General features: G+C 71.2%; 15 protein-coding genes and 1 pseudogene. 14 read left to right on the forward strand and 2 right to left on the reverse strand.

Annotated features, from left to right (window positions below; translation table 11 throughout):
* Positions 1 to 58: 58 nt before the first annotated feature.
* From C3489_RS21635 to C3489_RS21660, 6 genes and pseudogenes are all read left to right on the forward strand, one after another.
* Positions 59 to 1,972: a glycogen debranching N-terminal domain-containing protein gene (locus tag C3489_RS21635; RefSeq protein ID WP_181139780.1), complete on the forward strand. Its 1,914-nt coding sequence runs from the start codon at positions 59 to 61 to the stop codon at positions 1,970 to 1,972.
* Positions 1,973 to 2,195: 223 nt separating this feature from the next.
* Complete coding sequence (locus C3489_RS21640; RefSeq protein WP_103783679.1) at positions 2,196 to 2,954, forward strand: NUDIX domain-containing protein; 759 nt, start codon at positions 2,196 to 2,198, stop codon at positions 2,952 to 2,954.
* Positions 2,955 to 3,050: 96 nt separating this feature from the next.
* Positions 3,051 to 4,998: pseudogene (locus C3489_RS21645) on the forward strand (ATP-binding cassette domain-containing protein).
* Between the two features lie 164 nt (positions 4,999 to 5,162).
* Positions 5,163 to 6,047 carry a FadR/GntR family transcriptional regulator gene (locus C3489_RS21650; RefSeq protein ID WP_103783680.1) on the forward strand — a complete coding sequence of 295 codons (885 nt, stop codon included), beginning with the start codon at positions 5,163 to 5,165 and terminating at the stop codon, positions 6,045 to 6,047.
* 614 nt (positions 6,048 to 6,661) lie between these two features.
* Positions 6,662 to 8,212, forward strand: a complete 1,551-nt coding sequence (locus C3489_RS21655; RefSeq protein WP_103783737.1) for an RNA polymerase sigma factor — start codon at positions 6,662 to 6,664, stop codon at positions 8,210 to 8,212.
* 134 nt (positions 8,213 to 8,346) lie between these two features.
* Positions 8,347 to 9,195, forward strand: coding sequence for a trypsin-like serine protease (locus C3489_RS21660; RefSeq protein ID WP_103783681.1), 849 nt, complete (start codon positions 8,347 to 8,349; stop codon positions 9,193 to 9,195).
* A 162-nt stretch (positions 9,196 to 9,357) separates the two neighbouring features.
* Here C3489_RS21660 and C3489_RS21665 read toward each other — a convergent pair whose 3' ends face one another.
* Positions 9,358 to 9,588, reverse strand: a complete 231-nt coding sequence (locus C3489_RS21665) for a hypothetical protein (protein ID WP_103783682.1) — start codon at positions 9,586 to 9,588, stop codon at positions 9,358 to 9,360.
* Between the two features lie 444 nt (positions 9,589 to 10,032).
* On the opposite strand from C3489_RS21665, the gene C3489_RS21670 reads away from it, so the two are divergent.
* From C3489_RS21670 to C3489_RS21695, 6 genes are all read left to right on the forward strand, one after another.
* A complete protein-coding gene (locus C3489_RS21670) occupies positions 10,033 to 12,156 on the forward strand; it encodes a type IIA DNA topoisomerase subunit B (protein WP_103783683.1) in 2,124 nt (707 codons plus the stop codon).
* A 189-nt stretch (positions 12,157 to 12,345) separates the two neighbouring features.
* Positions 12,346 to 12,870 (forward strand): DUF1453 domain-containing protein, encoded by a 525-nt coding sequence (locus C3489_RS21675; RefSeq protein ID WP_103783684.1) that lies wholly within the window; start codon positions 12,346 to 12,348, stop codon positions 12,868 to 12,870.
* Positions 12,867 to 14,018, forward strand: coding sequence for a sensor histidine kinase (locus C3489_RS21680; protein ID WP_103783685.1), 1,152 nt, complete (start codon positions 12,867 to 12,869; stop codon positions 14,016 to 14,018). The genes C3489_RS21675 and C3489_RS21680 overlap by 4 nt, the downstream gene beginning before the upstream one ends.
* On the forward strand, positions 14,015 to 14,710 hold the full coding sequence (locus C3489_RS21685) for a response regulator transcription factor (protein ID WP_103783686.1): 696 nt from the start codon (positions 14,015 to 14,017) through the stop codon (positions 14,708 to 14,710). Before C3489_RS21680 ends, C3489_RS21685 begins: the two co-directional genes overlap by 4 nt.
* Before the next feature lie 60 nt (positions 14,711 to 14,770).
* Positions 14,771 to 15,319 carry a DUF485 domain-containing protein gene (locus tag C3489_RS21690; protein WP_103783687.1) on the forward strand — a complete coding sequence of 183 codons (549 nt, stop codon included), beginning with the start codon at positions 14,771 to 14,773 and terminating at the stop codon, positions 15,317 to 15,319.
* Entirely contained in the window at positions 15,316 to 16,908 is a 1,593-nt protein-coding gene (locus tag C3489_RS21695) for a cation acetate symporter (protein WP_103783688.1), read from the forward strand. Before C3489_RS21690 ends, C3489_RS21695 begins: the two co-directional genes overlap by 4 nt.
* Before the next feature lie 56 nt (positions 16,909 to 16,964).
* Here the strand turns inward: C3489_RS21695 and C3489_RS21700 are convergent, their stop codons facing one another.
* Entirely contained in the window at positions 16,965 to 17,660 is a 696-nt protein-coding gene (locus tag C3489_RS21700; RefSeq protein WP_103783689.1) for a response regulator, read from the reverse strand.
* Between the two features lie 161 nt (positions 17,661 to 17,821).
* Between C3489_RS21700 and C3489_RS21705 the strand changes: the two genes are divergently transcribed.
* Positions 17,822 to 18,637, forward strand: a complete 816-nt coding sequence (locus C3489_RS21705) for an ABC transporter ATP-binding protein (RefSeq protein ID WP_103783690.1) — start codon at positions 17,822 to 17,824, stop codon at positions 18,635 to 18,637.
* The gene (locus tag C3489_RS21710) at positions 18,627 to 19,490 is read left to right on the forward strand and encodes an ABC transporter permease (protein WP_103783738.1); all 864 of its coding nucleotides are present in this window, start codon (positions 18,627 to 18,629) and stop codon (positions 19,488 to 19,490) included. The genes C3489_RS21705 and C3489_RS21710 overlap by 11 nt, the downstream gene beginning before the upstream one ends.
* Positions 19,491 to 19,514 lie beyond the last annotated feature (24 nt).

Here is a 19,514-nt window from a genome sequence, read left to right on the forward strand (position 1 = left end):
CGCCCGTCTCGCCGGTCCACGACGGCCTGTCGAACTGCCCGCCGTCCACAGCAGCCTGATCTGCGTCGCCCTGCCAGGGCTCGCGATCTCGCAGGACGGGCAGCTCACCGGGCGCGGGCTGGACGGCATCTACCGTGCCGGCCGGCGCCTGCTGTCCCGCTGCCAGATCCGGATCGCCGGCCGGGAACCGCTCACCGTGCAGGCCCGGATGACCTCCGCAGACTCGGCGCGCTTCATGGCGACTCTGCGCGCCTCCCCGCACAGCGGCCCGGACCCGGACATCGTCGTCGAACGGACCCGCTGCGCGGACGGCACCGAGCGGATCACCCTGCTCAGCACTGCTCCGCGTCCGCTGCGGCTGCCGCTGGAGGTGGCCCTCGGCACGGACCTGGCGGACCTGGCGGCCATCGCCTCGGGCGACGCCGGACCCGAACTTCCCGCCAGCGTCCACGACTCCGGCCTGCGCTGGACCTCCCCGTCCGGCTCCTGCTCGGTCACGGCCGAGCCGCCACCCTCCGACGCGCTGGCCTCGGCGGGACTCCTGCGGTGGGACCTCGAACTGCGCCCAGGGGACACCGCGACCGTGGAGCTGCGCGTCCGGCCGGACGGCGCGGGCCCCGTCCGCGCCGCGGGCCGCACGGCGACGAGCCCGCTCGCACCCGCCCACGCCGGCGGTGACGACGCGCGGGCGCAGGCGTTGCTGCGTACCAGCGTCGAAGATCTGGGGGCGCTTCTGCTGCGGGACCCGGCGCACCCGGGCGACACCTATCTCGCGGCCGGCGCACCCTGGCGCTGCGGGCTTGCCCCGGCCGAAGCGTTCGCCGCGGCCCGCATGGCGTTGCCCCTGGGTACGCGGCTGGCCGCCGGCACGCTGCGCGTCCTCGCCCGCACCCAAGTCACCGCCAAAGGGCCCACATACGGGATGATCCCCGGCCCGCGCAGGGACGCGGGCCCCCACCTCCCACCGAGCTGCACGGGCACGGAGGCCACCCTGCTCTTCCCCGCCCTGCTCGCGGAGGCCCGTCGCTGGGGCCTGCCGCACCAGCAGGCGGAAGCGCTGATGCCCGCGGCCGAACGCTGCCTGGCCTGGCTGCGCCGGACCGTGGGCGACGGCACCTTTCTGCGCGATCCACAGCACGGTGCGCCGGCTCGCTGCGAGACGCAGGCCCACGCCCACCGCGCGGCTCTCCTCGGCGCCGACCTGCTCGACGCCCACGGCAGACCGGGCGCCGACGAACTGCGGCAATGGGCGGCGGCCTTGCGCGGCGCCTTCCGGACGGAGTTCTGGGCGGACGATCCGGGCGGCGGACGCCCGGCTGCCGCCCGTGCTCCGGACGGCCGCCTGGTCACGAACCTGGGAGCGGCCGCGGCTCACCTCCTCGACACCGGTCTGCTCGGCGGAGGAGAGCAGGCGCCCGGGCTGCTGGACCGAGTCCAGACCGAACAGCTCGCCCGGCTGCTCGGCGGTCCCGCCCTGGACTCGGGCTGGGGCCTGCGCGGCTTGTCGGCGAAGGAAGCCGGCTACAACCCGTTCGGTCACCGCAGTGGTGCCGTACGGGTCCATGAGACGGCGGTGGCTGTGGCCGGTCTGGCTGCGGCCGGCTACGAGAAGGAGGCGGGCGGCCTGCTGCGCGGAACCCTGACGGCGGCGGAGGCCTTCGGGCACCGGCTGCCCGAGATGTACGGCGGTGAGCAGCGCGCCGAGGGCCGGCTCCCGCTGCCGCATCCGGCCGCTTGTCGCCCGGCCGCGACCGCGGCCGCCGCAGGGGTGCTGCTGCTCACCACACTCGCCGGCATCCGCCCCGACGCGGCGGCCGGCACGGTGACCCTGCGGCCGATGCGCAGTGCCCCGCTGGGCGAGATCGTGCTGACGGGACTCAGAGTCGCCGACGCCCCCTTCTCCGTGCGGATCAGCCGCCTCGGCCTCGCCATGGTGGAGGAGGCGGCCGACGGACTGCAGCTGCGTTCCTGACCCGGCCCGCTCCGCACCACGCCCCGAGGCGCCTCGGAACGCCGTCCCGCCACCGCGCCCGCCATCCTGACCTCGGTGGACGGGACAAACCACCGGCAGTCAGGACACAGAACGGAAGGGAGACCCGCACACGCCGCACCGCACGGCGCAGCGAAGTGGATCAGCCACCGAACCGGCCGGTGAAGGGCGTGTTTATCGTCAGGCAGACGACTATGATCGCCGCATGCCCTACGACCCGTCAGCCTTTCCGCCCTTCGCCGTCACCGTGGACCTGGTCGTGCTGACCGTGCGCCGTCACGCCCTGTGCGCGCTGGCGGTACGCAGGGGCGAGGCGCCGTTCCAGGGACGGTGGGCGCTCCCCGGCGGCTTCGTACGGGCCGACGAGGATCTGGCGCAGGCCGCCGAGCGCGAACTGGCCGAGGAGACCGGTCTGCGGGTGCACGACCCGTCGGTCCCGGCTCAGGACGGCGGCGCCCACCTGGAGCAGCTCGCCACCTACGGCGATCCCAAGCGCGACCCGCGCATGCGAGTGGTCAGCGTCGCCCACCTCGTGCTCGCCCCCGACCTGCCCGCGCCCCGGGCGGGCGGCGACGCCAGCAACGCACGCTGGGCCCCGGTCGAGGAGCTGCTGCAGCAGGGCGGCTACGGCCGCGACGGGGAGCCGGTCGCACCCCTCGCCTTCGACCACGCGCAGATCCTCTCGGACGGCGTCGAGCGTGCCCGCTCCAAGATCGAATACTCGTCGCTGGCCACGGCGTTCTGCCCGCCCGAGTTCACCGTCGGCGAGCTGCGCCGGGTCTACGAGGCGGTGTGGGGCGTCGCCCTGGACCCGCGCAACTTCCATCGCAAGGTGACGGGCACGCCGGGCTTCCTGGTCCCCACGGGCGGCACCACCACCCGCCAGGGCGGCCGCCCGGCACAGCTCTTCCGCGCGGGCGGCGCGACCCTCCTCAACCCGCCGATGCTGCGCCCCGAGGTCTGAGCCTCTGCGCCATCCGATGCCGAGCAGGAAGAGTGGTGTCCGAACGCGCCCGATTGATGCCCGAAAAACCCGAAATAGCACGCTATCTTGCTGCAGGTGATCCAGGCCTTCGGACTGACCAGCAATCCGCGCAAGGACCTTCCGCCCGCCGTCGACGACGTCTCCTTCGAGGCGCACGCGGGTCGCGTCACCACGCTGCTGGGTGTACCCGGCGCAGGCAAGACCACGGTGCTGAGACTGATGCTCGAACTCCAACAGGGCCGTGGCATCACCTACTTCAGGGGCCGTCCGCTGCACCGCATCGCCCATCCGTCCCGAGAGGTGGGAGTGCTGCTGGGCGATGTCCCCGGACACCCCTCCCGCACGATCCGGGGGCATCTGCGCCTGCTGTGCGCGGCAGCCGGCGTTCCCGTGCGCCGGGCCGACGAAGTCCTCGAAGCCGTCGGCCTCGCAGGCCTGCGCGACGAACGCCTCGGTGCCCTCTCACGAGGCATGGACCGCCGGCTCGGTCTGGCCTGCGCGCTGCTGGCCGACCCGCACACCCTCGTCCTCGACAACCCCACCGAAGGCCTCTCCGCCCGTGAGAGCCGCTGGCTGCACGACATGCTGCGCGCGCACACGGCCCAGGGCGGCACGGTCCTGCTCACCACCGCCGACCCCAAGGAGGCCGCGCGTACCGCCGACCGGGTCGTCACCCTGCAAGAGGGCAGGGTCGTCGCCGACCAGGACGCCGCGGTCTTCGCCAGGACCCGGCTGCGGCCCCGGGTCGCCGTCCGCAGCCCGCATGCCCCCCGTCTGGCGGCCCTGCTCACCAAGGAGGCCCGTACGGCAAGGCGCTCCGTCGAGGTCGTGCCCGAGGCGGGCAACCGGCTCTCGGTGTACGGCAGCTCCTGCGCCGAGGTCGGCGAGATCGCCTTCCGGCACGGCATCCTCGTCCACCAACTCGCCGACGAGACCGGTGACATGGGCCCCGGCGCGGGCGAGGGGGCGTGCGCGGGGGCCGATGACGCCGTCACGGCCGTAGGCGTCGAGGTGAACCGGGCGGCAGGTGACAGCGGGCAGCGCGCAGGCGAAGCCGTGCTCGCGGACGCCGAGGCCACCGACCAGCCCACGCACCCCGAGACGCCGCCGCCCGCTGATGACCAGCCGCGCGTCGACGAAACACCCGGCGGTGACGGCGAGGCGGTCGGCAGCGGCGACCACGGGCGGCACGGCGCACCGGGGGATCGGGCCCCCCTCCCTCCCCTCCCACCCCCCCATCTCCGTCCGCCCGGCGCCCAGCCCCCTGCGCCCGCTCCGCTACGAGCTACGGCGTGCCGCGGGTATCAGCACCGGTTTCGTCACCTGTGCTCTCGTGCTGATCACCTCCGCAATCACAGCCGTACTCCTGGCTCGTATCGGGCACACTCCGCAGCACCGGTTGCTCGCCGCGTGGCCGCGGGAGCTGCCGTTGCCGCCCGCCGCGCTCGGGGCGGGGCTGCTGGGCGCGCTGGCGTTCGGTGACGAATTCCGCCACCCCGCCCTGGCGGCGGACCGCGGCACCGTGCCCCGCCGGCTGGGGCTGCTCACGGCCAAGCTTCTCGTCTCCGCGGCCACGGCGCTGGCGCTGGCCTTCCTCTCCGTGGGCTGCGACGCCGAGATGCTCTACCTGTTCTACGGGCGGGAGCTCACGAAAGTTCCCGGGGACTGGCTTGTGCTGGCGGCGAGTTGGGCCGGGCTCGTCGTCGGGTGCGCGTGGGCCGGGGTCCTGGCCGCCGGGGTGTTCCGGTCCACGACGGCCGGGCTGGCCGCCGTGGTAGCGGTACCGGTCGTCGTCGTACCCCTCGTACACCAGGCCGTCGCGGGGGCGTCCGTGCGAGCGGTCGCCGGGCTGTCCGCACGGATCCGCGAGGTGTTTCTGGGCCAGTGGCCCTTCGGTGGAGAGCGCTATCTGTTCGCCGCCGTGCGCATGATCGCCCAACCTGTCGGCGGGGCGCTGACGTTGTCGCTCACGGCTCTGCTCTGCGCATATCTGCTCACGAACCTGCGCAGCCGGGTCCGATGACGACCGTCCGTGCGTGTCTGTACACGTCATGTGCACAACTCCCCCGGGGGAAGCCCATTTCTTTCCGATAAGGCGTCAATTGCGACGGGGTGAGCGATCACCCTTTCGTGTGCTTTTCACCAAAGCCCTCAAGGGAGTTGAGGGCAGCGCCGAGAAAGGAATCCGTGAGTACCCTTGCGCACACCATGATGACCACCGCCCGCTCCGCCGACTCCGGCCTCGCCGGCCCGGGCGAACTCGACCGCTACCCCTACGCCGAGGCTCCCGCCGACCGCGTCGGCGCACCCGCCTGGGAAGGAGCGGACCCCGAGCTGGGCCGGGTGGGCCGGCGGGCCACGGGCAGCCGCGGCCGCGGACTGCACGGCCAGCTCGTCCAGCAGCTGGGACAGATGATCGTCTCCGGTGACCTGGGTGCCGACCGCCCGCTGGTGCCCGAGGAGATCGGCCAGCGCTTCGAGGTCTCCCGCACCGTCGTCCGCGAGTCACTCCGCGTCCTGGAGGCCAAGGGACTGGTCAGCGCCCGTCCGAACGTCGGCACGCGCGTGCGCCCCGTCAGCGACTGGAACCTGCTCGATCCGGACATCATCGAGTGGCGTGCCTTCGGGCCGCAGCGTGACGACCAGCGCCGTGAGCTGAGCGAGCTGCGGTGGACGATCGAGCCGCTGGCCGCGCGCCTCGCCGCCGGGCACGGTCGCGAGGAGGTCCAGCAGCGGCTGGCCGACATGGTCGAGATCATGGGGCACGCCATGGCGCAGGGTGACGCGCTGACCTTCTCCCGCGCGGACGCCGAGTACCACACGCTCCTCATCCAGGTCGCGGGCAACCGCATGCTGGAGCACCTCTCAGGGATCGTCTCCGCGGCGCTTCAGGTCTCCGGTGGTCCGGTGACCGGTTGTGACCGGCCGAACGAGGCGTCGCTGGCGCTGCACGGGAGGATCGTCGACGCCCTCGCCACGGGGGACGGCGCGGGGGCCGAGTCGGCCATGCGGCAGCTGCTCACCGTCCACCCCGAGGTGGAGCGCGTGGTGCCCGCACCGCGCGAACACTGACCGCGTTCCGCGGACGGCACGGCCGGGGGATGCCGCCCCCCTCCTGCGGCATCCCCCGCCCGGTCGTCGCCACCCGCCGGACCCCGCGGCTCCGGACAAGATCCGCGGGGTCCGGCGGTGAGGGGTTCCGCGGAGTCGGGCGCTGAAGGCTCGCGGAATCCGATGGGAAGACCGGGCGCCGCCTAGGAAGCCCCCCCCGGCCGCCGGATCGACCCGGCGGGGTGGGCGGCCGGCGCTTCGCGGGAGGGCAGGCCAAGGGCGGGATCGTAGGGACCATGGCGGGACCGCAGACCCTCGGCGGGTCCGTGGACCCGTGCGGCAAGGGGATTCGGCTCCCGGTCCACGGGTACCGGTGACCATATGTGCCCGTGTCTGACCGCTTTTGGACGCTTACGGGGTGTGACTCGGGCCACGAAGATTGGGCGTAACGCTCATGGAAACAACGCGATGACCTAATAGGTGACAGCCGCGGAGGGAATACGGACGCCGTTCATGGCGCTGTGCATCTTCCCGGCGCCCGCCCGCGCCGTCGGCCCATTCCCAAGCCGGTGGTCGGCTCCTGTCCGCAGTGGACGGGGCCGGAAGCCGTTTTCCAACGTTCCGAGAGGTTGTTCGTGTCGGCCAGCACATCCCGTACGCTCCCGCCGGAGATTGCCGAGTCCGTCTCTGTCATGGCGCTCATCGAGCGGGGAAAGGCTGAGGGGCAGATCGCCGGCGACGATGTGCGTCGGGCCTTCGAAGCTGACCAGATCCCGGCCACTCAGTGGAAGAACGTACTGCGCAGCCTCAACCAGATCCTCGAGGAAGAGGGTGTGACGCTGATGGTCAGTGCCGCAGAGCCCAAGCGCACCCGAAAGAGCGTCGCAGCGAAGACTCCGGCCAAGCGCACCGCCAGCAGGACGGTCGCGGCGAAGACGGTGACCACCCGCAAGGCCACCGCCACCACCGCAGCCGCCCCGGCGGCACCGGCCGACCCCGCAACCGACCCCGCCGAGGAAGCCGCTCCCGCCAAGAAGGCCGCGGCGAAGAAGGCCGCTCCCGCCAAGAAGGCCGCGGCGGCCAAGAAGGCCGCGCCCGCCAAGAAGACGGCGGCCAAGAAGACGGCGGCCAAGAAGGACGACGTCGAGCTGCTTGAGGACGAGGTCCTTGAGGAAACCAAGGTCGGCGACGAGCCCGAGGGTGCCGAGAGCGCCGGCTTCGTCCTCTCCGACGAGGACGAGGACGACGCGCCCGCGCAGCAGGTCGCCGCGGCCGGCGCCACCGCCGACCCGGTCAAGGACTACCTGAAGCAGATCGGCAAGGTCCCCCTGCTCAACGCCGAGCAGGAGGTCGAGCTCGCCAAGCGCATCGAGGCGGGTCTGTTCGCCGAGGACAAGCTGGCGAACTCCGACAAGCTCGCCCCGAAGCTCAAGCGCGAGCTGGAGATCATCGCCGAGGACGGCCGCCGCGCCAAGAACCACCTCCTGGAGGCCAACCTCCGTCTGGTGGTCTCCCTGGCCAAGCGCTACACCGGCCGCGGCATGCTCTTCCTGGACCTCATCCAGGAGGGTAACCTCGGTCTGATCCGCGCGGTCGAGAAGTTCGACTACACCAAGGGCTACAAGTTCTCCACGTACGCCACCTGGTGGATCCGTCAGGCGATCACCCGCGCCATGGCCGACCAGGCCCGCACCATCCGTATCCCGGTGCACATGGTCGAGGTCATCAACAAGCTCGCCCGTGTGCAGCGCCAGATGCTCCAGGACCTGGGCCGCGAGCCCACCCCGGAGGAGCTGGCCAAGGAGCTCGACATGACCCCGGAGAAGGTCATCGAGGTCCAGAAGTACGGCCGCGAGCCCATCTCGCTGCACACCCCGCTGGGCGAGGACGGCGACAGCGAGTTCGGTGACCTGATCGAGGACTCCGAGGCGGTCGTGCCGGCCGACGCCGTCAGCTTCACGCTGCTCCAGGAGCAGCTGCACTCCGTCCTCGACACCCTGTCCGAGCGCGAGGCCGGTGTGGTCTCCATGCGCTTCGGTCTCACCGACGGTCAGCCGAAGACCCTCGACGAGATCGGCAAGGTGTACGGCGTGACGCGTGAGCGCATCCGCCAGATCGAGTCCAAGACCATGTCGAAGCTGCGCCACCCGTCCCGTTCCCAGGTGCTGCGCGACTACCTCGACTAGGTCGCGGTCCTACGACGCCCAAGGCCCGGCTCCCCGAGAGGGGGCCGGGCCTTCGGCATGGGCCAGCGGGTGCGGGCGGCCCGGTGCTGGATCACTCTGGGTGTTCCATGACGACCCCGGAGTGAGGAGCATGCATGCGTCGTTCCATTGCCCGCGCGTTGATCAGGCCGCTGGTACTGGCGGCCGCCGCAGGGACGATACCGCTGGTGACCGCCGCCCCCGCGTCCGCCGACAGTGTGGTGGTCGGGGGGTTCCCCGTCGACGTCGCCCAGAGCCCCTGGACGGTGGCGCTGTCCAGCCGTGACCGGTTCGGGGGTACGCGGGCGGGCCAGTTCTGCGGAGGAGTGGCGATCGGGCCCAGCACGGTGCTCACGGCGGCTCACTGCCTCGGCGAGGACGTCCTGGGCGGGCCGCCCGAGCGGCTGCGGGACTTCAAGGTCATCGCCGGCCGCACGCATCTGTTGTCGGACGAGGGCAGCGAGATCCCGGTCCGCGAGACCTGGGTGAACCCGGGCTACGACGCCGCCAGCAACGCCGGCGACTTCGCGGTGCTCACCCTTTCCCAGCCGCTGCCCGGCGGCGCCGCGATCGCGATGGCCGCCGACGGCGATCCGGCGTACACCCCCGGCACGCACGCGATGGTGTACGGCTGGGGCGATGTCACAGGGGCCGGGGACTATGCCGCCAGCCTGCGGGCCGCACCCGTGCACGTCCTGTCGGACACGCTGTGCGAGCGGGCCTACCCGGGCAGCGGCGACGGCACGTACATGGCGCAGAGCATGGTCTGTGCCGGGGACCAGTCAGGAGGCAGGGACGCCTGCCAGGGCGACAGCGGAGGCCCACTGGTCGCCGGGGGCCGACTGATCGGCCTGGTGTCCTGGGGGAGCGGCTGCGGGAGAGCCGACAGCCCGGGTGTGTACACGCGCGTGGCCGATGTCGTACGGACTCTCGGCCTCGGCGAAGGACCTGCCGAGGCGTCTTAAGGAGAACCGGACCGCTCCGGAGACCGGCGGCCACGGTCCGGACAGGAGCCACTTCCGTCGCGCTGTCCCGCGTACCGCGACGAGGACGGGCGGCCGCCCCTTGCGGGGACGACCGCCCGTGCGCCGGCCTGTGCCGGAGCTGGCTCGTCGTGATGGCGCAGGTCAGCGCTCTTCTTCGGAGGCGGATGCCGGAACGGAGGTCAGCCGCTCCGTCTCGTCCTGTATCTCAGCGGCGATCTTCTTGAGTTCCGGCTCGAACTTGCGACCGTGGTGGGCGCAGAAGAGCAGTTCTCCGCCACTCAGCAGGACGACGCGCAGGTATGCCTGGGCGCCGCAGCGGTCGCAGCGATCAGCGGCCGTCAGCGGGCTCGCGGAAGTCAGAACAGTAGTCACGTCGCCTCTTCTCTAGCTCGACGAGCTGTCGTACCAGGGTCAACATCCAACCAGCCCCAAAACGTTCCCGCTCGCGGCTTTTCCTCGAAAAAATCTTTCCGAGGCGGCTGGTGCTGCCGGGTTGGCGGCGAATGTGCCGTATTGCGTGTCTGTCGTGTCCTACGGTTTCGCTCTGTCGGTCATGGTTCCGCCCTCCCGGCTGGATTGCCGGTTTGTTCATGAGGACGTGCCCGGAGCCTAAATGGTTCATGCCTCCAAGGGAACGTGATGTGCACTTCACCCCATCGAGGTATCGAACAAGCATACGACTCTGCACTAGTCTGATCGGAGCACGAGGGTGGCGTTACATCGGCTCTACCAGGCCTCGGTACCCTCTGAGCGGTGACCGAAGCCGTGGCCTTACCCACCAGGGCCCCATCTGAAATTCAGCGAGGAGCGAACCGCGTGACCGCCGAGACGTCCGTGTCGTCCACAGCGCTGCTGGCAGGAGCAGAGCGGGACGGTTCCAACTACACCGCGCGGCACCTGCTCGTCCTCGAAGGGCTTGAGGCCGTGCGCAAGCGTCCGGGCATGTATATCGGGTCCACCGACAGCCGTGGCCTGATGCACTGCCTCTGGGAGATCATCGACAACGCCGTGGACGAGGCGCTCGCGGGCGTCTGCGACCACATCGAGGTGGTCCTCCACGACGACGGCTCGGTGGAGGTGCGCGACAACGGTCGCGGCATCCCCGTGGACGTCGAGCCCAGGACCGGCCTGTCCGGTGTCGAGGTCGTCATGACCAAGCTGCACGCCGGCGGCAAGTTCGGCGGAGGCTCGTACGCGGCCTCCGGCGGTCTGCACGGCGTCGGCGCCTCCGTCGTCAACGCCCTGTCCGCCCGGCTGGACGTCGAGGTCGACCGTGGCGGCCACACCCACGCGATCAGCTTCCGGCGCGGCGTCCCCGGTGCCTTCGCCGGTGAGGGCCCGGACGCGAAGTTCGAGGCCAAGGGCGGCATGCGCAAGGCCAAGAAGGTCCCCAGGACGCGCACCGGCACGCGCGTGCGCTACTGGGCCGACCGCCAGATCTTCCTCAAGGACGCGAAGCTCTCCCTCGACACGCTGCACCAGCGTGCCCGGCAGACCGCCTTCCTGGTGCCCGGCCTGACCATCGTCGTCCGTGACGAGTTCGGTCTCGGCGAGGGCGGCAGCAAGGGCGAGGAGTCGTTCCGCTTCGACGGCGGCATCAGCGAGTTCTGCGAGTACCTGGCGAGCGACAAGCCGGTCTGTGACGTGCTGCGCTTCACCGGCCAGGGCAGCTTCAAGGAGACCGTCCCGGTCCTGGACGAGCACGGCCAGATGACGCCCACGGAGGTCACCCGCGAACTGGGTGTCGACGTGGCGATGCGCTGGGGCACCGGTTACGACACGACGCTCCGGTCCTTCGTCAACATCATCGCCACCCCCAAGGGCGGCACCCACGTCGCCGGCTTCGAGCAGGCCGTCGCCAAGACGATGAACGAGGTGCTGCGCGCCAAGAAGCTGCTGCGCGTCGCCGAGGACGACATCGTCAAGGACGACGCCCTGGAGGGCCTCACCGCGGTGGTCACCGTCCGGCTGGCCGAGCCGCAGTTCGAGGGCCAGACCAAGGAGGTCCTCGGCACCTCGGCCGCCCGCCGCATCGTGAACAACGTGATCAGCAAGGAACTCAAGGCGTTCCTGACGTCCACGAAGCGCGACGCCGCGGCCCAGGCCAGGGTCGTCCTGGAGAAGGCCGTCGCCGCCGCACGCACGCGTATCGCCGCACGGCAGCACAAGGACGCCCAGCGCCGAAAGACGGCTCTGGAGTCCTCCTCGCTGCCGGCCAAGCTCGCCGACTGCCGCAGCGACGACGTCGAGCGCAGCGAGCTGTTCATCGTCGAGGGCGACTCCGCGCTCGGTACGGCCAAGCTCGCCCGCAACTCCGAGTTCCAGGCGCTGCTGCCGATCCGCGGCAAGATCCTCAACGTCCAGAAGTCCTCCGTGACCGACATGCTGAAGAACGCCGAGTGCGGCGCGATCATCCAGGTCATAGGAGCCGGCTCCGGGCGGACCTTCGATCTGGACGCGGCCCGCTACGGCAAGATCATCATGATGACCGACGCCGATGTCGACGGCTCCCACATCCGCACGCTGCTGCTGACCCTGTTCCACCGCTACATGCGGCCCATGGTCGAGGCGGGCCGGGTGTTCGCCGCGGTGCCGCCGCTGCACCGCATCGAGCTGGTCCAGCCCAAGAAGGGGCAGGACAAGTACGTCTACACGTACTCGGACCGCGAGCTGCGCGACAAGCTGATGGAGTTCCAGAGCAAGGGCATCCGGTACAAGGACTCCATCCAGCGCTACAAGGGCCTCGGCGAGATGGACGCCGACCAGCTGGCCGAGACGACCATGGACCCGCGCCGCCGCACCCTGCGCCGGATCAACCTCACCGACCTGGAGGCGGCGGAGCAGGTGTTCGACCTGCTCATGGGCAATGACGTGGCGCCCCGCAAGGAGTTCATCTCCAGCTCGGCGGCGACGCTGGACCGCTCCCGCATCGACGCCTAGCCACTGCGCGGCCACACCGGGACGTTCTCACCAGGCCTCGCCTCTCCACCCTCGGGTGGAGAGGCGAGGCCGTGGTTTTCCACCCGGCTTTCCACCCCGGCTCCGATCCGTCCCACCTGCGGTTTTCCGTAGCTTCACAGGCGTCGGCGGCACCCGCGGCCGGCCCTCGTCCCGCTCACGGAGGCTTGCATGTCCGGGCTCGTCAACGCGTTGGTGATCCTTGCCGTCGCCGTTGTGGTGATCGCGCGCCAGTTCGGCGCGCGCCGCGTCAGCGCCGACCGCCGCTGGTGGCTGCTGCCCGTCGTCCTCGGAGCGATGGCGCTGAGCTCGCCGGGTCTGATCGACGTCCATCACCGCGCCCGTTCCGTGTTCCTGCTGGCCGCCGCACTCCTCATAGCCATGGCGACAGGCGCCGGCTGGGCCTGGACCACCCGCATATGGGTGGAGACCGACGGCAGAGTGTGGAGCAGGAGCACCCAGGCCAGCGGGGCGGTCTGGGCCGTCGGTGTCGCCCTTCGAGTCGGGCTCATCGCCCTCGGCACGACGCTGGGGATCCATCAGGACAGCCACGCCCTCCTGCTCGGCCTCGCGTGCACGCTGCTCGTCCGCTCCGCGATCCTGGTGGCGCGGGCCCAGTCCCTCACCCCGGTGACCGGCCCGGTGCCGGCTTACGGTGACGGCATGATCCGGCGGGCGGACAAGGAGCGGGTGTGACGGAGAACGTCTGGACGCGCTGGCCCTCCCGGGAGGCCCTCGGTCATGAGGGGATCTCGAAGGCCAGACGCCTGCTCGCCTGGACGGTCAGAGTGGTCGCGATCTCGGCGCTGCTGTGGTCCTCCTTCACCAGCGGCAACGTCCACGGCTGGGGCATCGCCGCCGCCGTGGCGATCGTGGTGGCGGTCACCGCAGCCGCCTGGGGGTTCTTCCGGACCACCCTCGCCCACCGGCTCGGGCCGTCGCTCGTCCTGGTCCTGCTGCTGGTCGCGCTGGCGGTCGGTGCGCAGGCCACCGCGTTCAAGGTGCCGGCCCTGGTCATCTGGTGCGGCTGCGGGGTGGCCGCACTGGAGCGGCTGCCCCTCGCGGCGGCGCTGCCCGTCACCTGGATCTCCTTCCAGGCGTACGCCACCGTCAACGACGACGCGTGGCTGACCACCGCCGTGACGACGGCCGGGCTGGCTCTCGGCGGATACGCCCTGCGACTGGACGCCGAGGCCCGCGGCAACGCCCAGCGGCTGCTCGCCCAGGAGCGAGCCGCCCGTGCGGCCGAGGCCGAGTCGGCGGCGCTGGCGGAACGGGCGCGGATCGCCCGGGAGATCCACGACGTGCTCGCGCACAGCCTCTCCGCCCAGCTCGTGCACCTGGAGGCGGCCCGGCTGCTCATCGAGCGCGGCGCGGACCGCGAGCAGATCCTGGAACGGGTCGTGGCGGCCCGGGGCATGGCCCGCGACGGACTCGCCGAGACCCGGCAGGCGCTCTCCGCGCTGCGGGGCGAACTGACCCCGGTCGAGGACTTCCTCAGACAGCTCGTCCAGCAGACCGACGGCGCCGAGGTCACCGTCACGGGTGATCGCCGGCCGCTGCCGGCCGAGGCCTCGCAAGCCGTGCGCAGGGTCGCCCAGGAGGCCCTGACCAACGTCCGCAAGCACGCCCCGGGGGCCAAGGTCCAGGTGCGGCTGGACTACACCGAGCACGAAGTGGCCTTGCACGTACGGGACTCGGGCGGGAAACCGGGCGAGCTCACCGGGTCCGGCGGCGGGTACGGTCTGCTGGGGATGCGCGAGCGGGCCGAGCTGCTGGGCGGATCGCTCGACGCAGGACCGGGTGAGGAAGGTTTCGTGGTGACGTTGAAGGTGCCGGTATGACCGAGGGGGAGGGGACGACGACGCCCGCCCGGGTCGTCGTCGCGGACGATCAGACCGTCGTCCGGGAAGGCATCGTGATGCTGCTGGGCCTGTTGCCGGGCGTCGAGGTGGTCGGCGCGGCGGGGGACGGGGACGAGGCGGTGAAACTCGTCGCGGAACTCGACCCGGACGTGGTGCTGATGGACCTGCGCATGCCCCGCTGCGACGGCGTCGAGGCCACCCGGCGGATCCGGGCGGAGCATCCGCGGACCCAGGTGGTGGTCCTGACCACCTTCGCCGACGACGACTCCCTGTTCCCCGCGCTGCGCGCGGGCGCGCGGGGTTACCTGACCAAGGACGCGGGCGGCGACGAGATCGTGCGGGCGGTACACAGCGTGCTGTCCGGGGACGCCGGCCTGTCACCGAGCATCCAACGGCGCCTGCTGGAGCGGCTGTCGGAACCCGAGCCCCCGAAGCAGACGCCCGCAGAGGCACCGGACGGGCTGACCGCGCGCGAGACGGAGGTGCTGCTGCTCATCGCGGAAGGCCTCAGCAACCAGGAGATCGCCCACAGACTGCATGTGTCCACGGCGACCGTGAAGACGCACATCAACAACCTCTTCGCCAAGACGGGGCTCAGGGACCGGGCGGGAGCGGTGCGTTACGCGTACGCCAAGGGCCTGGCACGGCCACCGGCGGGAGGAGTCACCTGATGGGGTGAAGAGCGGGGGGAAGAAGAGTCATGGATCTTCCCGTTCTGTCCATCCTTGGGCATGCAGTCACGAAACGGTCGTCCACGCGGGGGCGGTCCCGACGGTGCCGCCGCGGATCAGGAACGCCCCGCATCCTCCGCCGCCGGCACGGCCGAGGGACGCCGGTACGACGACCCCTGGTACGACGCCCTCGCCTCGGGATGGGGCGAGTCGGTCGCCGACTCCCCGGCGGCCGCCGCGGTCCCGGCCGCCCGCCGGGAGGGGCAGGAGGTGGCCGCGGCCGACGTCTACCTCGAAGTGCAGCGCAGCGCGGCCTTCCAGGAGGTCCGCAGCCGGTACCGGAGGTTCGTGGTGCCGGCGGTCGCCGGTTTCCTCGTCTGGTACGTCGGGTACGTCGTGGCGGCGACGACCGCGCCGGGCCTGATGGCACGCCCGGTGGTGGGCGCGGTGAACGTGGCGATGCTCGCGGGGCTCGGGCAGTTCCTCAGCACGTTCCTGCTCACCTGGGCCTACGCCCGGCACGCACGGCTGCGCCGGGACCGGGCCGCGCTGGAACTGCGCTGGGACACCCAGGAGATGACCCGGGGAACCCGAGGCGGTGGCGCATGACCGGCAACCACCAGACGCTCGCGCTGGCGCTGTTCAGCCTGTTCGTGGCGGTCACGCTGGGAATCACGACCTGGGTGAGCCGTCACCGGCGTGGCTCGGCCGAGGAGTTCTACGCGGGCGGGCGGCTCTTCTCCCCGATGGAGAATGGTTTTGCCATCGCGGGCGACTACATGTCGGCCGCCTCCTTCCTCGGCATCTCCGGACTCATCGCGCTGTACGGCTACGACGGGCTGCTGTACTCGGTCGGCTTTCTCGTGGCGTGGCTGGTGGTGCTCTTCCTGGTCGCCGAACTGGTGCGCAACTGCGGGCGGTTCACGCTCGCCGACGTGGTCGCGGCACGGATGCGGGAGCGGCCCGTGCGGATCGCGGTGGGAACTTCCTCCGTGACCGTGTCCGTTCTGTATCTGGTGGCGCAGATGGTGGGCGCGGGCAGCCTGGTCGCGCTGCTGCTGGGGCGGACGGGCGACGCGGCCCAGATCTGGACCGTCGTCGGCGTGGGTGCACTGATGGTGATCTATGTGTCGCTGGGAGGGATGCGGGCCACCACCTGGATCCAGATCGTCAAGGCGGTCCTGTTGCTGGGCGGCACCATCGCGCTGACCGCTCTCGTCCTCGTCCGTTTCCACGGCGACTTCGACCGGCTGCTGCTCACCGCGGCCGACCGCAGCGGTCACGGTGAGGCGTTCCTGGCGCCGGGGCTCAAGTACGGCGCGGACTGGACCGCCCGGGTCGACTTCATCAGCCTGGGCCTGGCGCTGGTGCTGGGCACCGCCGGGCTGCCGCACATCCTGTCCCGCTTCTACACGGTGCCCACGGCCCGGGCCGCACGGCGCTCGGTGGTCTGGTCGATCGGTCTGATCGGCGGGTTCTACCTGATGACGATCGTCCTCGGGTTCGGTGCCGCGGCGATCGTCGGTCCACGGGCGGTGCGGCAGTCCAACGCGGCCGGGAACACGGCGGTCCCCTTGCTGGCGCTCGACCTGGGGGGCGGGCCCGACTCCACGGGCGGCACGGTGCTGTTCGCGGTGGTCGCCGCCGTCGCCTTCGCGACCATCCTCGCCGTGGTCGCCGGGATCACGCTGGCCTCGTCCGCCTCCGTGGCCCACGATCTGTACGCCTCACTGCGGCGCCGCACGAGCAGGCCGCGCAGCGAGGTCGCCGTCGCGCGGACCGCCGCGGTGGGCATCGGTGTGGTGGCCATCGCCCTGGGCCTGCTGGCCCGCGATCTCAATGTGGCCTTTCTCGTGGGGCTCGCGTTCGCCGTGGCCGCGTCCGCGAACCTGCCGGTACTGCTCTACTCGCTGTTCTGGCGCGGCTTCACCACCCGCGGCGCGGTGTGGGGCGTGTACGGAGGGCTGATCCCGGCCCTGGTGCTCGTCGTGCTGTCCCCCGTGGTCTCCGGCAGCCCGAACTCGCTCTTCCGGGGCGTCGACTTCCAGTACTTCCCGCTGGAGAACCCCGGCCTGGTCTCGATCCCGCTGGGCTTCCTCGCGGGCTGGCTCGGCACGGTCACCTCCTCGGAGGTCCCGGACAAGGCCAAGCACGCGGAGACCGAGGTACGGTCCCTGACGGGAGCGGGCGCCGTGTAGGGCCGGCGCCCGCAGGGCCGCGCCGTGCAGGACACGCGGCCGTCAGGGCCGTACGGCTACGGCGCCACCCACGCGTACCGGTGCTCCGGGCGGCCCGTGTCGCCGTACTTCAGGGACAGTCGCAGGCGTCCGGCCTGTTCGAGGTGGCGCAGGTAGCGCTGGGCGGTCGAGCGGCTCAGGCCCGTGCGGGCGGCCACCTCGTGGGCCGACAGGGGCTGGTCGGCGCGGTGCAGCACCGAGCAGATCAGGTCCGTGGTGGGCTCCGAGTGGCCGCTCGGCAGTCCCGGCGACGACGACGGTGTCGGGGCGGTGCGCAGGGCGCCGAAGATGCGGTCGACCTGCTCCTGGCCCGCGATGCCCCGGCCGCCGACCCGGTCCACGGTGCGCCGCAGGGCGGCGTAGGAGTCCAGCCGGGTGCGCAGCGCGGCGAAGGTGAACGGTTTCACCAGGTAGTGCAGCGCGCCCAGGCGCATCGCTGTCTGCACCGTCGTCACGTCGCCGGCCGCCGTGATCATGATGACGTCGGTGCCGTGGCCCTGCTCACGCATCCGGTGCACGAGTTGCAGGCCCGTCTGGTCGGGCAGGTAGTGGTCGAGCAGCACCAGGTCGATCCCGCCGCGCTCGACGCAGGCCAGGGCCTGCGCAGCGCTGTGCGCGCGGGCGGCCACCCGGAATCCGGGAACCTTTCCCACGTACTTGGCGTTGATCTCGGCGACGCGGAAGTCGTCGTCCACCACCAGGACGTCAATCATCGGGCCTCTTTCCGTCAAGGCCAGGCGGGCGTTACGCCCGTGTTTCGGCTCCGTTGTTGTAGCGCGAGCAAAACGAGCACAACAGGCTGTTGCAAGCAAAAGAAGCGCATGTGCTCACAAGACTGCTGCTGTGGCCCGTGCCACATCTACGGTCCCGGCCCATGAGCACAGACACCAGCCCCGCCATCGAGCTGCGGGGCGCAGGCAAAACCTTCCGGACCCCGTCCGGCGGCCTGCACACGGCTGTCCGGGACCTCGACCTCGTCGTAGGGCGGGGCGAGTTCGTGGCGGTCGTCGGACCGACCGGCTGCGGCAAGTCGACCACGTTGACGCTGGTCAGCGGCCTGGAAGAGCCCTCCGAGGGTGAGGTTCTGGTCGCCGGGGAGCCGGTGCGCGGCGTCGGCGACAAGGTCGGTTTCGTCTTCCAGCAGGACGCCACCTTCCCCTGGCGCACGGTCCTGTCCAACGTCATGGCCGGCCCCCGCTTCCGCGGTGTGCCCAAGGCCGAGGCGAAGGAGAAGGCCCGCGCCTGGCTGGCCCGGGTCGGTCTCGCGGCCTTCGAGGACCGCTATCCGCACCAGCTCTCCGGAGGCCAGCGCAAGCGGGTCGCGCTCGCCGCGACCTTCGTCAACGACCCCGAGATCCTGCTCATGGACGAGCCGTTCTCGGCGCTCGACGTGCAGACCCGGGCCCTGATGTCGGACGAGCTGCTGGAGCTGTGGGAGGGCACGCGCGCCTCCGTCGTCTTCGTCACCCACGACCTGGAGGAGTCCATCGCCCTGGCCGACAAGGTGGTCGTGATGACGGCCGGCCCGGCCACCGTCAAGCAGGTCTTCGACATCGACCTGCCCCGGCCCCGCAAGGTCGAGCAGGTGCGCCTGGAGCCCCGGTTCCTGGAGATCTACCGCGAGATCTGGGAGTGCCTCGGCGAAGAGGTGCGCATCACGCGGGAGAGGGGTGCCGCTCATGTCGCCTGAGGTGCTCAGCACACCGGTCGTCGAGACCGCCAAGGCCCCGGACCGCGCGCACTCACGCGCGCGTGCCGCCCGCAGACGCAAAATCGTCGTCACATCCGTGCGCGCCCTGCTGCTGGTCGCGGTGCTCGGACTGTGGGAGGCGCTCTCCCGCGCCAAGGTCATCGATCCGTTCAACTTCTCGATGCCCTCGAAGATCTGGGACCAGATCTACACCTGGGTCATGCACGGGACGGCGCTCGGCTCCCTCGGCGAGCAGATCTGGTACACGCTGCACGAGGCGCTCCTGGGATGGGTCGTCGGTGTCATCGCCGGTGTGATCCTCGGTATCGCCCTGGGGCGGATCGCCTTCCTCGCCGATGTCCTTGGTCCGTACATCAAGGTGCTCAACTCGATACCGAGGATCGTCCTCGCGCCGATCTTCGTGATCTGGTTCGGCCTCGGTCCCGCCTCCAAGGTCGCCTCCGCCGTCGTCCTGGTCTTCTTCCCGGTGTTCTTCAACGCCTTCCAGGGCGCCCGCGAGGTCGACCGCAACCTCGTCGCCAACGCGCGCGTCCTCGGCGCGAGCGACCGCCGGGTGACCCTCCAGGTGGTCATCCCGTCGGCGACGTCCTGGATCTTCACCAGCCTGCACGTCAGCTTCGGCTTCGCCCTCATCGGCGCCATCGTCGGCGAGTACATCGGCGCGACCAAGGGCATCGGTCTGCTCGTCGCCCAGTCGCAGGGCACCTTCAACGCCGCCGGCGTGTACGCGGCCATGGTGATCCTCGCCGTCGTCGCCCTCCTCGCCGAGGGCCTGCTGACCTTCGCCGAACGGCGCATCTTCCGCTGGAAGACCTCCGGCTCCGACAGCTGATCCCGGCCGGCCTCGGCCGTCCCC

Origin of the sequence: Streptomyces sp. Ru71, assembly GCF_002920535.1 — a bacterium.
GTDB lineage: Bacteria > Actinomycetota > Actinomycetes > Streptomycetales > Streptomycetaceae > Streptomyces.

Excerpts from the sequence above, each read along its gene's own strand:
- C3489_RS21640 (WP_103783679.1), top strand. The coding sequence starts at position 2,196 with ATGCCCTACGACCCGTCAGCCTTTCCGCCCTTCGCCGTCACCGTGGAC.
- C3489_RS21700 (WP_103783689.1), bottom strand. The coding sequence starts at position 17,660 with ATGATTGACGTCCTGGTGGTGGACGACGACTTCCGCGTCGCCGAGATC.
- C3489_RS21710 (WP_103783738.1), top strand. The coding sequence starts at position 18,627 with ATGTCGCCTGAGGTGCTCAGCACACCGGTCGTCGAGACCGCCAAGGCC.
- C3489_RS21705 (WP_103783690.1), top strand. The coding sequence starts at position 17,822 with ATGAGCACAGACACCAGCCCCGCCATCGAGCTGCGGGGCGCAGGCAAA.
- C3489_RS21695 (WP_103783688.1), top strand. The coding sequence starts at position 15,316 with ATGACCGGCAACCACCAGACGCTCGCGCTGGCGCTGTTCAGCCTGTTC.
- C3489_RS21685 (WP_103783686.1), top strand. The coding sequence starts at position 14,015 with ATGACCGAGGGGGAGGGGACGACGACGCCCGCCCGGGTCGTCGTCGCG.
- C3489_RS21660 (WP_103783681.1), top strand. The coding sequence starts at position 8,347 with ATGCGTCGTTCCATTGCCCGCGCGTTGATCAGGCCGCTGGTACTGGCG.
- C3489_RS21690 (WP_103783687.1), top strand. The coding sequence starts at position 14,771 with ATGCAGTCACGAAACGGTCGTCCACGCGGGGGCGGTCCCGACGGTGCC.
- C3489_RS21675 (WP_103783684.1), top strand. The coding sequence starts at position 12,346 with ATGTCCGGGCTCGTCAACGCGTTGGTGATCCTTGCCGTCGCCGTTGTG.